The sequence below is a fragment of the Microbacterium mcarthurae genome, from assembly GCF_046064585.1.
Classification (GTDB): Bacteria; Actinomycetota; Actinomycetes; order Actinomycetales; family Microbacteriaceae; genus Microbacterium; species Microbacterium mcarthurae.
The window spans coordinates 938876-953978 of record NZ_JAROCE010000001.1; the positions used below are offsets into that span (position 1 = coordinate 938876).

The 15103-nt window shown below is 70.8% G+C and carries 15 protein-coding genes and 1 tRNA gene; 8 read left to right on the top strand and 8 right to left on the bottom strand.

Annotation, left to right across the window (positions count from 1 at the left end):
- Both pstA and pstB read left to right on the top strand, forming a co-directional pair.
- The gene (gene pstA / locus P5G46_RS04570) at window positions 1–1110 is read left to right on the top strand and encodes a phosphate ABC transporter permease PstA (protein ID WP_408905068.1); all 1110 of its coding nucleotides are present in this window, start codon (window positions 1–3) and stop codon (window positions 1108–1110) included.
- Window positions 1111–1151: 41 nt separating this feature from the next.
- A complete protein-coding gene (gene pstB / locus P5G46_RS04575) occupies window positions 1152–1931 on the top strand; it encodes a phosphate ABC transporter ATP-binding protein PstB (RefSeq protein ID WP_239275088.1) in 780 nt (259 codons plus the stop codon).
- 51 nt (window positions 1932–1982) lie between these two features.
- Here the strand turns inward: pstB and P5G46_RS04580 are convergent, their stop codons facing one another.
- The 4 genes from P5G46_RS04580 to sigK form a co-directional block, all read right to left on the bottom strand.
- A complete protein-coding gene (locus P5G46_RS04580; RefSeq protein ID WP_408905069.1) occupies window positions 1983–2867 on the bottom strand; it encodes an aminodeoxychorismate lyase in 885 nt (294 codons plus the stop codon).
- A gap of 270 nt (window positions 2868–3137) precedes the next feature.
- Window positions 3138–3776 carry a DNA-directed RNA polymerase subunit beta gene (locus tag P5G46_RS04585; RefSeq protein ID WP_239275090.1) on the bottom strand — a complete coding sequence of 213 codons (639 nt, stop codon included), beginning with the start codon at window positions 3774–3776 and terminating at the stop codon, window positions 3138–3140.
- Between the two features lie 52 nt (window positions 3777–3828).
- The gene (locus P5G46_RS04590) at window positions 3829–4626 is read right to left on the bottom strand and encodes an anti-sigma factor (RefSeq protein ID WP_408905070.1); all 798 of its coding nucleotides are present in this window, start codon (window positions 4624–4626) and stop codon (window positions 3829–3831) included.
- On the bottom strand, window positions 4623–5225 hold the full coding sequence (gene sigK, locus P5G46_RS04595) for an ECF RNA polymerase sigma factor SigK (protein WP_239275180.1): 603 nt from the start codon (window positions 5223–5225) through the stop codon (window positions 4623–4625). Before sigK ends, P5G46_RS04590 begins: the two co-directional genes overlap by 4 nt.
- 322 nt (window positions 5226–5547) lie before the next feature.
- On the opposite strand from sigK, the gene P5G46_RS04600 reads away from it, so the two are divergent.
- Window positions 5548–6213, top strand: a complete 666-nt coding sequence (locus P5G46_RS04600) for a fasciclin domain-containing protein (protein ID WP_408905071.1) — start codon at window positions 5548–5550, stop codon at window positions 6211–6213.
- Between the two features lie 155 nt (window positions 6214–6368).
- Window positions 6369–6441, top strand: a tRNA-Lys gene (locus P5G46_RS04605).
- Window positions 6442–6473: 32 nt separating this feature from the next.
- Here the strand turns inward: P5G46_RS04605 and P5G46_RS04610 are convergent.
- Window positions 6474–6725 carry a hypothetical protein gene (locus P5G46_RS04610; protein WP_408905072.1) on the bottom strand — a complete coding sequence of 84 codons (252 nt, stop codon included), beginning with the start codon at window positions 6723–6725 and terminating at the stop codon, window positions 6474–6476.
- A gap of 176 nt (window positions 6726–6901) precedes the next feature.
- Between P5G46_RS04610 and P5G46_RS04615 the strand changes: the two genes are divergently transcribed.
- The 4 genes from P5G46_RS04615 to panB all read left to right on the top strand — a co-directional run bounded on the left by P5G46_RS04615 (window position 6902) and on the right by panB (window position 10453).
- Entirely contained in the window at window positions 6902–7873 is a 972-nt protein-coding gene (locus P5G46_RS04615) for an intradiol ring-cleavage dioxygenase (RefSeq protein ID WP_408905073.1), read from the top strand.
- A gap of 71 nt (window positions 7874–7944) precedes the next feature.
- A complete protein-coding gene (locus P5G46_RS04620) occupies window positions 7945–8709 on the top strand; it encodes a DUF2520 domain-containing protein (protein WP_408905074.1) in 765 nt (254 codons plus the stop codon).
- The gene (panC, locus tag P5G46_RS04625) at window positions 8706–9602 is read left to right on the top strand and encodes a pantoate--beta-alanine ligase (protein ID WP_408905075.1); all 897 of its coding nucleotides are present in this window, start codon (window positions 8706–8708) and stop codon (window positions 9600–9602) included. The genes P5G46_RS04620 and panC overlap by 4 nt, the downstream gene beginning before the upstream one ends.
- The gene (gene panB / locus P5G46_RS04630; protein WP_408905076.1) at window positions 9599–10453 is read left to right on the top strand and encodes a 3-methyl-2-oxobutanoate hydroxymethyltransferase; all 855 of its coding nucleotides are present in this window, start codon (window positions 9599–9601) and stop codon (window positions 10451–10453) included. Before panC ends, panB begins: the two co-directional genes overlap by 4 nt.
- A gap of 273 nt (window positions 10454–10726) precedes the next feature.
- Here panB and P5G46_RS04635 read toward each other — a convergent pair whose 3' ends face one another.
- Genes P5G46_RS04635 through P5G46_RS04645 form a run of 3 tightly spaced genes read right to left on the bottom strand, consistent with a single transcriptional unit; the run spans window position 10727 to window position 15092 of the window.
- Window positions 10727–11050 carry a P-II family nitrogen regulator gene (locus P5G46_RS04635; protein WP_375095845.1) on the bottom strand — a complete coding sequence of 108 codons (324 nt, stop codon included), beginning with the start codon at window positions 11048–11050 and terminating at the stop codon, window positions 10727–10729.
- Entirely contained in the window at window positions 11050–13614 is a 2565-nt protein-coding gene (locus tag P5G46_RS04640) for a DUF2309 domain-containing protein (protein ID WP_408905077.1), read from the bottom strand. The genes P5G46_RS04635 and P5G46_RS04640 overlap by 1 nt, the downstream gene beginning before the upstream one ends.
- Window positions 13611–15092, bottom strand: coding sequence for a proton-conducting transporter transmembrane domain-containing protein (locus tag P5G46_RS04645; protein WP_408905078.1), 1482 nt, complete (start codon window positions 15090–15092; stop codon window positions 13611–13613). Before P5G46_RS04645 ends, P5G46_RS04640 begins: the two co-directional genes overlap by 4 nt.
- Window positions 15093–15103: the final 11 nt, after the last annotated feature.

The window sequence follows — 15103 nt, forward strand, 5'->3', positions numbered from 1 at the left end:
ATGACCACGACCACCACCGCTCCCCAGACACCGGCCACGGAGTCGCCGGTCGCGCCCGTCAGCGGCCTCCGTGGCGGCCATCTGCCGTCGTGGGCCCCGTGGGCGATCCTCGTCGCCTCGGCTGCGCTGAGCGCCGCCCTGTTCGGCATCCTGGCTCTCGGCGGGGCCGGCGGCTTCAACATCGCCGGCTGGGCCGTCGTCACCGCGATCCTGTACCTGATCTTCATCACCGTGACCTCGACGATCGTCGAGGGCCGCCGGAAGGGCGTCGACCGCCTCGTCACCGGCATCGTGGTCACCGCTTTCGCCATCGCGATGGTGCCTCTGGTCTCGGTCGCCGTGACCGTCGTGACCAATGGCGTCAACGGCATCACCGGAGAGTTCTTCAGCTCCTCGATGCGCAACGTCGTCGGTGAGGGCGGCGGCGCTCTCCACGCGATCGTCGGAACGCTGATGATCACGCTGGCGGCCGCGATCATCTCGATCCCGATCGGCATCTTCACCGCGATCTACCTCATCGAGTACGGCGCGGGGCGTCGTCTCGCGCAGGCCATCACGTTCCTCGTCGACGTCATGACCGGCATCCCCTCGATCGTCGCGGGTCTGTTCGCCTACGCCCTGTTCGCGCTGATCTTCGGTCCCGGCATCCGCATGGGCATCATGGGCGCGATCGCCCTGTCCGTGCTGATGATCCCGGTCGTGGTGCGCTCGACCGAGGAAATGCTGCGTCTGGTGCCGAACGAGTTGCGCGAGGCCTCGTACGCCCTGGGCGTGCCCAAGTGGCTCACCATCAGCAAGGTGGTCCTGCCGACCGCGGTCGCGGGCATCACAACCGGCGTCATGCTGTCGATCTCGCGCGTGATCGGCGAGACCGCCCCGCTGCTGCTCACCGCCGGTGTGGCCACCTCCGTCAACTACGACCTCTTCAGCGGCCGCATGATGACGCTGCCGGTGTTCGCGTACTCGCAGTACATGAACCAGGGCATCCCGGCCACGGCCTTCGTCGATCGGGCCTGGGGCGCCGCCCTGGTGCTCATCGTCATCGTCATGGTGTTGAACCTCGTAGCCCGCGTCGTGGCGAAGATCTTCTCGCCCAAGCTCGGCCGCTGAACCCTTTATCGTCAGACCCCAGTAGAAACACCCGAGGAATCGTGTCCAAGAGCATCGAAGTCAACGATCTGAACGTCTACTACGGCGACTTCCTCGCCGTCGAGGGTGTGTCCCTCGATATCGAGCCCCGCAGCGTCACCGCCTTCATCGGCCCGTCCGGCTGTGGCAAGTCCACCTTCCTGCGCACGCTGAACCGCATGCACGAGGTCATTCCCGGCGCCCGCGTCGAGGGATCCGTGCTGCTCGACGGCGACGACCTGTACGGCGCGGGTGTCGACCCGGTGCTCGTGCGCCGTCAGGTCGGCATGGTCTTCCAGCGCCCGAACCCCTTCCCGACGATGTCGATCCGCGAGAACGTCCTGGCCGGCGTGAAGCTGAACAACCGGCGCATCTCCAAGTCCGACGCCGACGCGCTCGTGGAGAAGTCGCTGAAGGGCGCGAACCTGTGGAACGAGGTCAAGGACCGCCTCGACCGCCCGGGCTCGGGCCTGTCCGGCGGTCAGCAGCAGCGTCTGTGCATCGCCCGCGCCATCGCCGTGTCGCCCGATGTGCTGCTCATGGATGAGCCGTGCTCGGCGCTCGACCCGATCTCGACCTTTGCGATCGAGGAGCTCATCAGCGAGCTGAAGAACGAGTACACGATCGTCATCGTGACCCACAACATGCAGCAGGCCTCTCGCGTGAGCGACAAGACGGCGTTCTTCAACATCGCCGGCACCGGCAAGCCGGGCAAGCTCATCGAGTACAACGACACCGCGACGATCTTCACCACCCCGGCCGTGCAGGCGACCGAGGATTACGTCTCGGGCCGCTTCGGATAAGCCCCGGTTCCACGACGGCCCCGCTTCGGCGGGGCCGTCGTCGTTTCCGGATCACTCGCGCGGGGAGAGCAGGTAGGCGTTCAGCTCGTCGGTGAACACCCGATCGACGGGTCGGACTTCGCCATCGACAGCGGCGATCGGGGCCGCGAGTCGCACGCTCGACAGCAGCCACGCGGCATCCGCCCGCACGAGGTCTTGGACCGGCACCGTCTCGTATGCGGTGCGGAAACCGCGCCGCTCGAGCAGGGCGAAGAGGCTGAGCTGCGTCGTGCCGTGCAGGATCCCGGCGGCCGGGGCGGGGGTGACGAACCGGTCGCCGAAACGGAGCAGGACGGATGCCGTGGGAGCTTCCAGCACGAAGCCGTCGGTCGTGACGAAGACGGCGTCGTCGGCCCCCCGCCGCTTGGCCTCGCGGATCGCAGCCATGTTCACCGCGTACGACAGGGTTTTGGCCCCGAGGAGCAGCCAGGGCGCTCGGCTCGGCGTGTCGAGCGCGTACCCGCGGTCGAGGGTCGCGACGCGCACCCCCTCGGTGCGGGAGCGCGCGTTGTCGGGGGCGTCGCCCAGGGTCACCCACGCGGTCGGCGACGGGCCGTCTTCGACCCCGCGGCTGAGGATGAGTTTGATGACGGACTCCCCCGGTCCCGCCTCGACGGCGACGCGGGCGATCGCCGCGCGCCACTGATCGAGGTTCGGGGCCGGCAGGTCGCACAGCCGTGCGGAGTGCGCGAGGCGGTCGAGGTGCGGCCCCACCTCCTGCGCGTGGCCGTCGACCACGCCGAGCGATTCGAAGACGCCGTCTCCGCGCTGGGCGCTCAGCTCGCCGAGGCTCAGCACCGGACCGGCCGGGTCGACGACCGTGAACGTGTCGGAGAAGTCTCCACGCCCGGAACCGGATGCCACGGAGTCGATCACGAGCGCGAAACGCCAAGCCATGGATCGACTCTATGCCCTCCTACCGACACGCCCGGGCCGCGTCAACCACCCCGCCCGAGGGAATGCCTCAGGCATGCGCTTGTTACACTTTCATAGCCGGGCCGCAGTAACCCCGGGCTCCATCTTCTGCCGCTGCGAGCGGCCTTGCGCCGAGAGGCGTTCTGCGGCCCGGCACTTTCTTTGTCTCGACGGTTGGGCTCGCCGCAGGCCCTGAGGCCGAGCCTGGGCGCTGCTCGGCGCGACGGCGGGCGCGGGACGGCGCGAGCGCGGTCAGGTCAGCGCGTCACGACGCCACAGGGCCGCAGCCGCGGCGAGATCGTCGGCGTACGTGGACAGCCGCAGCGCGCGCGTCGTGAGTGCCGTCGCGCGCTCGGACTCGGTGTTTTCGTAGTCGTCGGCGAGATGCGTGGATCCGGACGCCTGCACGCGGCAGAACGCGGCGGCGCGCTCGAGGGCGACAGCGAAATCCCCCTGGAACAGGCCGCGAAGGATGGTGTCGATCAGCTGCACCAGTTCTTCCGGTCCGGCGGGCGCCGGCGCACCGACCACCACCGGATCGACCGTGGCCATCTCGCCGCGCCCCCGCTCGTACAGCAGTGCGGCGGTGGCCGCGTCGTCGTGGATCATGAGCTGCAGCAGGTACAGCCGCCACAGGGCGCCGGGCAGCGAGCGGGCAGGAGAGCGCGACCACAGTTCGGCGATGTCGTCGATGCCGTTGTCGTCGGTGAAGGCGACGAGCCGTTCGACCACGTCGACGGTCGGGTCAGCGCGGACGCGCGACAGCAGGGCCTGAGCGGTGCTGTGCGCGACGCGCGACACCTCGGCGGGGTCGTCCGCCGCGAAGAGCCGGTCGAACAGCTCGGCGGGGCGCCGCACCGGTTTGTGAAACTCGCGGGGGGAATCGCTCATCGTTCCAGGCTAGAGCGTGCCCCGTGAAGCACGGGCCGTCGCGGGAGAGCGTTCAGGCGGTGGCCACCGCGACGACGGGCGCCGAACTGGGCGTGCCGTCCGGTGATCCGCCCGCGGGCTCGACCGTCACGGCGATGACGTCGCCGGAGTGGAATTCGCCCTGCAGCACGGCGGTCGCTTTGCCCTCGGCATCCGTCGAGAAGATTCCCGCGGCGATGGGGGTGTCGTCCCGCACGAACCACAGTTCGTACGTCTGGTCGTCCGGCAGCGTCGGCATGCCTTCCGTGACGAGAACGCTCTGGCCGGTGGATGCCGACCAGTGCGCCGTCGCGACGGCACCGCCGGGCATGGTCGCGGTCGCCGACTGCGCGTCGGGCGCCGTGGTGATCTGCTCGAGCGCGACGACGGAGGCCGGGCGTGTCAGCTGCTGGCTGACGGTGACGGCGCCGAAGCCGAGGACGAGAACGGCCACGATGGACGCGGCCAGCGTGAACCAGCGGCGCATCCCCCAACCCGACGTGGTCAGGGTCGGGGCGGACGGCTCGGAGACGACAGGAGCGGGGCCGGCGGCGGCGTAGTCCCCCGCGTCGGCTGAGTTCGACTCCGGACCCGCGGTGCCCTCCTGCGGCAGATCGGTGATCCGCGCGAGCAGCGAAGCCCGAATGGATGCCGGCGGCTCGACGGGCTCGATCGTCGCGCTGATCGCGGCGACGGCGTCGGTGGCATCCCGAACATGGGAGGACCAGTGCGGATTCCCCGCGAGAGCCTCCTGGTACGCGCGCTCATCAGCTTCCGATAGCGCGTTCAACGCGTGACCGGCAGCGAGGTCGGCGAAATCCCTCTCGTTCACTTGTCCACCCCCATTTCCATTCTCAATCGCGACAGGCCGTCGCGCATTCGTGTTTTGACCGTACCGAGCGGCGCTCCGACGAGGGTAGCGATTTCGCTCTGGCTGTACCCACCGAAGTAGGCGAGAGTGATCGCCTCTTTCTGCGGATCGGGCAGTGTCGCGAGTGCATCCACGACGCGCCGCCCCTCGATCTTGAGTTCTACTCTTTCGGAGACACCGTCGTAGGCGACGTCGATATCCCGGAAGCCCGCGCGCACGTCACGATCGGCACTGGACTGCGACGACCGGACCCGGTCCACCGCTCGTCGGTGCGCGATCGTGAGGACCCACGACCTTCCTTGTCCTTTCTTCGGAGTGAAGCGCCCGGCGGATTGCCAGATCTCGAGGAACACCTCTTGAAGCACTTCCTCGCTCTGCGACCGGTCGACGAGCACCCGCAGGATGAGACCGAACGCGCGAGCAGACAGCGTGTCGTACAGCTCGGCGAAGGCATTCCGGTCGCCCTCGGCGACTCTCTGCAGCAATTCTCCGACGTGGTCGACGTGGTCTGCCCCGTCATCGGGGAGAGAGAATCCGTCGATCACCATGCCTCCCAGCATGCCGTACCGCACCGAGACTTCCCTTCCTCGTGCGCGCGTGGCGCGCATGAGGTACAGAACCGTGACCACTGCATCCGAACGCAGGGCGGATCACGCGGGACCGTACCCACGCAAAAACATTCTCAAGAATATTTCCCCACCTCTGATCTGGGCTTTTCCGGCATCGGGGTGCCGGGTCAGGGCGGATTTCGCAACATTCCGCAATCCGAAGGCGGGGGCATCCCGAAGACCCTGTGTACGCCGCAACACGGCGGACCGCCCCTCGCACCGGGGTGTCCCTGACGGGTCGCAGCCGCGGTCCGAACGATTTCGGAGGAATGTCATGCTCACCAAGAAGAAGCCTGTCGTCGCCGGTCTCGCCCTCGTCCTGGGCTCGGCCTTCGCTCTCACCGCATGTTCGGGTGGTTCGACCGCCGGTGGCGCCGCTGAGGAGACCTCGGCCGCCCCGTCCATGGAGGCGTCGCCCTCGGCCTCGTCCAACATGATGGACCCCGCCGCCAACCTCGTCGGCCCCGGCTGCGCCGACTACGCCGAGGCCGTCCCCTCGGGCGCTGGCTCGGTCGAGGGCATGGCTGCCGACCCGGTCGCCGTCGCCGCCTCGAACAACCCGCTGCTCACCACGCTGACCGCTGCCGTCAGCGGCGAGCTGAACCCCAACGTGAACCTCGTCGACACCCTCAACGGTGGTGAGTTCACCGTCTTCGCTCCGGTCGACGACGCGTTCGCCAAGATCGACCCCGCCACGATTGAGACGCTGAAGACCGACAGCGACCTGCTGACCAAGATCCTCACGTACCACGTGGTTCCCGGCCAGATGACCCCCGACGAGATCGAGGGCGCGCAGGCCACGGTCGAGGGCCAGGAAGTCACCGTCTCGGGCTCGGGTGACTCGATCATGGTCAACGACGCCAACGTCATCTGCGGTGGCGTGCAGACCGCCAACGCCACGGTGTACCTCATCGACTCGGTGCTGATGCCCCCGATGTAAGTCCTCGGAGCGTGATCACCACGCTTCCGACCGATCGATGACCGATCGGACCTGACGGCGAGCGCCGGACCCCAGGCGAGGGGGTCCGGCGCTCGCTCTTTGCGCGTCCACCCGTGCACGATCCGCCTCGCGCGGCCCGGTAGGCTGGATGCCGCGGGCCTCTAGCTCAGTCGGTAGAGCATCGGACTTTTAATCCGCGGGTCGTGGGTTCGAGCCCCACGGGGCCCACCTCAGCACTCGTCGGAACGCGCGCTGGCGTCTCAGCGCTCGCCCCACCGCAAACGTCGGTAACGCCGGGCGAGGCGGCTCGCCCGCACTCCGGTGAAGACGATCCCGGCGAGCGCGATGACGAAGACGACTCCCCAGGTGAGCCACGCTCCAAGCGATTCCTCACTTCGGACGGCGTTCACGAGGAATGCTCCCTGCAGGAAGAAGCTCAGCACCATCGCGGCGACATACGTTCGCGTGCGCGCCGAGAGGCGTCTGAGCTCGCTGCCTTCTTCGTCATTCAAGACACGCCCCCACGTCCTCCGTCGTCCCGCACAGCTTGTCGCACTCGGGCGCAGTGTGGCGACCCGCGGCACACGCTCCCGCCCTCCATAGACCGCCCATAGGAACCGTGAGGGTGCGGTCAGGGTAGCCCGCCCATTCTGTGGATGTCCCGTTCCCTCGGCATCCAGGAGTCCTCGTGAACCGCGTCCCCGAACCAGACCAGACACCCCTCGGCCCCGCCTACGAGGGGCGACTCCTCCACCGACCCGACGAGGAGGTCGTCGATCAGGGCGCGGGGTTCGATCTGCGTACCCTCGTCGATCGTCGAGGCCTCCTCGGGCTCGTCGGGCTGAGTGCCGGCGCGACGTTGCTCGCCGCCTGCACACCGCAGAGCGCAGCCACCGTCACGGCGACCGCCTCCCCGTCCCCGACATCCACCCCCACTGGGACAGCCACAGCCACGGCGACGCCCACCGCCAGTGCGGCGGCGTTCGCGACGGAAGAGATCCCGCAGGAGACGAACGGCCCCTACCCCGCCGACGGGACGAACGGTCTCAACGTGCTCGAACGGTCGGGGATGGTCCGCAGCGACATCCGCTCCAGCCTCGACGGGGGCACCACCGCCGAGGGCGTGCCCCTCACCTTCACGTTCACGCTGAGCGACCTGGCGGCCGGCAACACCGCTTACGCCGGCGCCGCGGTGTACATCTGGCACTGCGACGCGCTCGGCAGATACTCCATGTACTCCGACGAGATCGTCACCGAGACGTACCTGCGCGGCATCCAGGTCGCCGACGCTCAGGGGCGGGTGACCTTCACCACGATCGTGCCCGGCTGCTACCGCGGCCGATGGACCCACATCCACTTCGAGGTGTACCCGGATGCCGCCTCCGCGACGAACGTGTCCAACCAGATCGCCACGTCGCAGGTCGCCTTTCCGCAGGACATGCTCGATGCCGTCTATCAGGACGCGGCGTACACGGGTTCCGCGGAGAATCTCTCGGACATCGGCAGCCTCGACAACGACAACGTGTTCTCGGACGGCTACGCCCTGGAGATGGCGAGCTTCGCCGGCGACGCGCGCAACGGCTACGTCGGCACCCTGGCAGTGGCGGTGGATGCCACCACCGCGGCGGTCGTGTCCTCGCCGGGCGGTCCGAGGTCCTGAGGGCCCCTGTCCCCCCGCAGGAGGTACGGTGTTCTACGGCGAAGCCGTCCCCGCGGTCCTCGCCGCTCGATATGTCGACCTCCACCTCCCTCTCCGTCCTCCGGCTCTCCGGGCCGGTCCTCATCGTCGGCGACGGCCGAATGGGCCGCGCGCTCGCCGACGCGCTCGAGTCCGCCGCGGTGCCCGTGATCGGACCCGCGGGGCGGGGAGAGACCGCGACGGATGCCGGCATCGTCCTGCTCGCCGTGCCGGACGCCGCGATCGCGGATGCCGCGCGCGCCATCGCCCCCGGCCGCCTCGTCGGCCACCTCTCGGGCGCGCTCGACCTTTCGCCGCTGACGCCGCACGAGGCGTTCGGCATCCATCCCCTGCTCACCGTCACCGGGCCCGGTGCGACGTTCGCGGGCGCCACGGCCGCGCTCGCGGGCACGACCCCGCGCGCGTACGCCGCGGCCGCGGCTCTCGCCGATGTGCTCGGGATGACGGGGGTCGCCGTCCGCGATGAGGACCGCGCGGCGTACCACGCCGCCGCCTCGATCGCCGCGAACTTCCTGGTCACGCTCGAAGGGCTGGCGGAGGAGCTCGCCGAAACCGCGGGAGTCGAACGGGCCGCGCTCGTCCCGCTCGTGCGTGCCGCCGTCGACAACTGGGCCGAGCGCGGAGCCGCAGGTGCCCTCACCGGGCCCGTCTCGCGCGGTGACGCGGCGACGATCGCGCGGCAACGTGACGCGATCGCCGAACGCCTCCCGCACCGTCTGGCGCTCTTCGACGCGCTGGTGGATGCGACCCGCGACCTCGCTGCGACGCAGCAGCCGAAAACCGCGGTGGGCCCATGAGTCCCCGCATCGTCCGCACGGTCGCCGAGCTGCGCGCGGCCCTCGCACCGCACCGTGCCTCGAGCATCGGGTTCGTCCCCACCATGGGCGCGCTGCACGAGGGCCACCTCTCGCTCCTGCGTGCCGCGCGCGACGAGAACGCCGTCGTGGTGCTGTCGATCTTCGTCAACCCGACGCAGTTCGGCGAAGCGGCCGACCTCGACGCCTACCCCCGAACCGAGGCATCCGATGTCGCTCTCGCGGGCGGCGCGGGCACCGACCTGATCTTCGCCCCCTCGGAGGGCGAGATGTACCCGGCCGGGTTCGCCACCACCGTGTCGGTCGGCGGCGCCATCACCGGCACGCTCGAGGGAGCCCTCCGCGGCCGCTCCCACTTCGACGGTGTCGCGACGGTCGTCTCCAAGCTCCTCCTCGCGGTGCAGCCCGACCGCGCCTACTTCGGCGCGAAGGATGCGCAGCAGGTCGTCGTGGTCCGGCGCATGGTGGCCGACCTCGGCATCCCGGTCGAGATCATCACGTGCCCGACCTCCCGCGACGCCGACGGCCTCGCGCGTTCCAGCCGCAATACGCGGCTCTCCCCGACCGAACGAGAGCTCGCGGCGGCGATTCCGCGGTCGCTTCGGGCATCTCGGGATGCCTTCGCCTCCGGCATCCGGGATCCTCGCCGCCTCGCGGCGACGGTGCGCGAGCATCTCGCCGCCGCCGAGCTGGAGCCCGAGTACGTGGAGGTGGTCGACGCCGACAGCCTCGAGCCGATCGCGCAGGTGGAGGGCCCTGCCCTGCTGGCCCTCGCTGTGCGTGTCGGGCCCGTGCGGCTCATCGACAACGTGGTGCTGGTGCCGGGCGTCACCGACCCCCTTCCCCTCGCCCCCACCGACAGGAGTCACCCGTGACGAGTCCGAAAGTCACGCTCCGCCGCCTCCGCGAACTCGCCGACGCGGAAACGCCAATCGTGATGGTCACCGCCTACGACTTCGTGTCGGGTCGCGTCGCCGAACGTGCCGGCGTCGACATCGTGCTCGTCGGCGACTCCGGCGCACAGGTGGTGCTGGGGTACCCCGACACCACCTCCATCACCCTCGACGAGATGCTGACCCTCGCCAAGGCCGTGCGCCGGGCGGTCCGTACTCCCCTGCTGCTGTGCGATCTGCCGTTCGGATCGACCGAGCTGAGCGACGAGCAGGCCGTCGCCACCTCCGTCCGCTTCGTGCACGAGGCGGGCGCCGAGGCGGTCAAGATCGAGGGCGCGAACCCGGCGCGCCTCTCGCGTGTGCGGGCGATCGTCGACGCGGGCATTCCCGTCGTGGGCCACGTCGGCCTCACCCCGCAGACAGCGACGGCACTCGGCGGCCTCCGAGCCCAGGGCCGGACGGCGGAGGATGCCATCCGGGTCGCCCGCGACGCCCTCGCGGTCCAGGCGGCAGGGGCTTTCGCGCTCGTGATCGAAGCGGTCCCCGCCGATGTGGTGCACGAGATCCGTCGGGCGCTCGACATCCCCGTGATCGGTATCGGCGCGGGCGCGGCCGACGGACAGGTGCTCGTGCAGCACGACCTCCTCGGAATCACCGAGGGGCGTCCGCCCGTGTTCGTCAAGCGCTACGCCGCGGTCGGCGAGGCGATGGTCGAGGGCGTCGAGGCGTACGCGCGAGAGGTGCGCGAGAGCACGTTCCCCGCGGCCGACCACGTGTACCCGGCCTCGCCCGAGGTCGCGGCCGCCGTCCGAGACTTCATCGACGGGCTCTGACCCGGATCCGCCGCCGCAAGTGCGCGGCTCACGGATTGCACGCGTCGCACGTGGCGGGATCCGCACGCGTCAGAGCCCGGGGGCGCTCCGCCCGAACGGCGCAGAAGGCGCACCCGTCGACGTCGGCCCGCACGCGCGAGGTGGGCAGCCCGCACCGACGCTCCGAGCCAGCGCGCGAAGGCGGGGCGAAGGCCGTCTCCTTGCCGTGACGGGTGCCGACCGCGACCTCGGCGCCGACGTACGACGCCGGGGCACGGCATCCGCTGCTGGGCGTCACGCGAAGTAGTCGGGGCGGCTCACGGCCGTCGGCGAGACGAACATGACCCCGGACGCGTGATCGAGGATGGGACGGATGCCGGCCACGATCGCGTCCGCACGCTCGGGGTCCACGACCGTGACCAGCAACGTCAGCGCGTCGTGATCGTTGAACAGCAGACGCCCGCCCCGCGGGCCGTGATGGCCGACCCCGGCCACCCCGGTGATCGCGGTGTAGCCGCGCGCCCCGAGCGACTGCATGAGGTCGCCGATCTCGCGGACGTCGTCGCTGCCGACGACCACCTCGATCTTCGTCATGGGAGTGAGGTCGGACAGGCTCATCACAGGTTCTCCTTCTCTCGCTGTTCTTCGCGCGCGACGGTCGCGGCGGAGGCTTCGGCGACGGCGAAGCCGGGTTCGGTGTGCCAGCCGTACGAACCGAACCGCAGCCAGCGGTCGGTGTCGTGCTCGCGCGCGCGCAGGGTGATCCAGCGGTGGAGCACGAGAGTGCGCACCACCTCCGACGACTCGACGATCGCGTTGATGCGCGCGAGGGGCGCCTGCACGAACACCTGCAGCCGGACCGGTTCGTGCCGGGCTTCGCGGCCCACCCCGACCGACTGCCAGGGCAGCCCGATGCGCACGTCTCCCCCGAACCCGGACAGCACGCCGACGGTGCCGACGACGTTGTGCAGCGGTTTCGGTCCGGCACCGAAGCGGTCGGGCGCCACCGTCGAGGCGGCGTACTGCGCGTTGATCCACTGCGCCACGATCATCGGCGCGGTCAGGATCGTCTCCAGACCGGAGCCGTCCGGATCGGCGGCCGTGTCGTAGCTGTGCAGGAAGGCGCGGCGGCCGAGGTCGCGGCCGGCGGTGATGGCGCGCGGCCCCACGATGAACGCGGCGTTGCCGACGAGCCCCCACTCGGGGTAGGCCTCGGCCCAGTCCGCCGCACGGCGGCGAGCGTCCGCCACGACGACGGAGTCGGCCGCACCGACCGGCGCGCCGGGGAGCTCCGCCGCACGGTCGACGACGTTCGCGGAGCGGGCCCGCTCGAGCGCGCGGGAGAGTTCCCACATGGCCGTCTCGTGCGTCGCGGGGATGCGCCACGGCTCGAGCACTGTCACCTCGTCGGTCACGGTGTCCATCTGCGCGGCCACGAAGAGCATGTCATCGGGGATATGGATGCCGCGCTCGACCAGCCCCGCACGCGTCGCAGGGTCGTTGAAGATCATCGCCGCGGCGCGCGCGTTGGGCTCTCCCTCGTGTCCGCCGCACGCCCCGCACTGCAGGCTCGACGCGAAGGGGTTGTTGGTGACCGACGCCCCGTGTCCGCACAGCAGTACGATGCGTGCGAATCCGTCGACGAGCCCCATCATGCGCAGGGCCGTCTCGGCGTACAGCACCCGCTCCTCGAGACCGAAGACGACATCGGCGTCGACATGGGTGGGCGGTTTCCGCGAGCGCAGCCGCTCGCTCGCTGCCCGCCATGCGCGCGGGGCCACCGTGCGGGCCGCGGCCGCCGCCCCGAAGACCCAGCCGGCCGTCTCGGCGAACGCGTACGGCGCGAGGGTGGATTTCTCGAGAGCCTGCACGGTCGCTCGCCGTTCGAGGTGCGCCGAGCGACGTCTGCGCCACCCGGTGATGGCGTCGCGGTCGACCGACGACTCGCTGATCGCCACGCGCGGCGTCAACAGGACGGGGCACGATGCGACCTCGGGCGAACCGTCGGCCGGGCGGAACGAGATGGGGACGGCGAAGAAGCCGGCAAATCCGAGCGTCTCGACGTCGGCGGCGGCTTCGAGGTGGCGACGGAAGCTCTCGGACCGCGGATCGATGCAGAACACCGCGTGCGCGAGCGGCCGAGCCATGGCAGGACCGACAGGACGCAGCACCGGTTCGGCCGACGGGCTGAGCGTGCGAGCGACGCGCCGCTCGTACGCCTCCTGCCAGACGGCCAGACGTGCCGTCGCGTCGACGAGCGAGAGCGTGCGGTGCAGCGTCGCCGAAACACCGACCCCTGCCCCGTCCGCGCCGAGCGCGTGCGCCACCGCCTCCTGACGCGCGGCGGTGTCGGAACTCGACGCCGTCGTCTCCGGCAGTGCCGCATCGGCGGGGAGGAGGAGCCGCTCCCACGTCGCGCGGACCGCGACGAGCGAGGTCAGGTCGGTCCCCCGGGCCCGGTCACCGACGGAACGCACTAGAGCCGTCCACCCGGGCTGGGCGAGCAGGTGCGCGCGGATGAACGATTCGGCGCCGTCGTCGTCGATGCCCCAGCGCTGCAACGCCGCGTCGATGGCATCCGCGGGATCCACCGGAGCGGTGCGGATGCCAGCGCGCACGCGCCGGGGCACGCTCGGGTCGAGGGCAGCGAGGCGACGCCACGTCTCCCACATCGGTCCGCGCCGGATCGGTGTCGACCACGCGGGCGCGCCGAGCAATGCGGCCAGCCACCGGCCGGTGAGGTCGTCGACTCGAGCGTGGAGGCGCGGGAAGAGCGCCGCGGCCGGAGTCGGCATCGATGCTCCCGACGTGACCGCGGGAGGGGAGACGAGCAGGTCCTGACGCAGGATCTCCGTGATGCTCGTGATCCGCCCGTCCACGATCACCGGGCGCGGAGTGCGCGCTTCGGGCACGACGACATGCAGCGCCGCGACGAGGTCCTCGTCGGTGATGCGCCCGGCCGCGTGCATTTCCCGGAACTCTGCTTCCGCGCGGGTGAGCAGGATGCCGTGCTCGCGCGCGACCGCCCGGAGGGCCTCCTCGTACGGGAGGTGCTCGTAGTCGGCGAGCGGATTGCGGGCGATGAACGTCTCGAGGGGGTGATGCGGGGAGATCGCCCGACCGGCGACGGCGACCCACCCCCGGATGGCTGCCCGGCGTGATTCCGGGGTGTTCGTGGTCATGAGAGCCTCCCGTACTCGAGGGGACCGCGCGCGGCGGTCGGGGGTGTGGTGACGTCGGGGGTCCGGGCGGGGGCCGGAAGCGGGGATCGACCCCAGGCGAAGGCGAAGGCGAACACCGCGTCCGCCGCGCGCCCGGACGTGAACGACACGAGGGCGAGCACACTCGCCACGACGAAGACGGCGAGCGCGAACAGCGGCGACAGGGCGGCGGCGGGCGCGACCGGCGCGAGGGCCTCGGCTCCCCGGGCGACGACCAGGACGTATCCGACGACGGCGCCGGCGACCAGGGCGACGAGCAGGGCGCGGATGCCGAGGGGCGAAGTCGCTCCGCCGAGACGGGCTCCCGCGAGCGCGGCGGTGGCCACGACGAAGAGCAACAGGACGGCCGAGGTGTGCGCGACGGCTCCTCCGAGAAGGATCACGGCCGCTCCGACGACGATCACCGCGCCGGCCGCCGCGGCACTGCCCCCGCGTGACCGGGGTGCCGTGGGCGCGGACCGCAGGGCGATCGCGCGCTCGACCGCGGAGCCGGCGCCGAGGAACAGGCTGGCCTTGAACAGCGCGTGGCCGAGGACGTGGACGAGCGCGACGCCGAAGGCGCCGATCCCGCAGGCGAGCAGCATGAAGCCCATCTGCGCTGCCGTGGATTGCACGAGTCGGCCTTTGACGTCGGGGCGCGTGCGCATCGCGACCGCGGCGGCGAGCAGGGTGATCCCGCCCGCGACCCCGACGATCCAGGGACCGATGACCGAGGGCACCTCGGCGAACCGCAGCAGCAGGAGCGCACCGGCGTTGACGAAACCCGCGTGCAGGAGCGCCGACGCGGGGGTCGTCGTGGCCGCGGTGGCCGCGAGCCACGTGTGCAGCGGGAAGGACCCGGCGCGGGCGATCGCGGCGACGGCGACGAGCACGCCCACGGCGACCGCCGGCGCACCGCGGAGGTTTCCGAGGTCGGCGAGTTCGCCGGAGCCGATCGTCGTGATCGTGATCGCGACCGCGAGCCACAGCGCCGCGTCGCCCATGCCCAGCGCGAGGGCTGCCCGTCGCACGGCCGCACGCGTCTGCGGCCCACGACCCCCGGTCCTGATCAGCCCGATCATTCCGGCCGTCGCGACAGTCCACCCCCCGGCAAGGAGCACGACACCGTCCGCGGAGACGGCGACCGTCGACCCCGCCGCGACGAGGGCGGACAGGGCGAAGAACGCCCGCGCCCGCGGGTCGCCCCGCAGATGGCGGTCGGCGAAGACCTGAACCACGAGCGTCAGCACCGCGACGAGGACCGTCAGCGACGCACCCGCGATGTCGCCCCGGGTGAGCACCTCGTGCGAGAGGCCCGCCGCGGCGATGACCGCGGCCACGCCCGTGGGCCATACCGCGGCGAACCCCGCCGTCCGGCGACGCCCTTCGGTTCGCGCGAGCGAAGCGACGAGGACGGCGACGAGCAGGGCGGCGGTCACGATCAGGGATGCCATCGACATGGGATGCACAA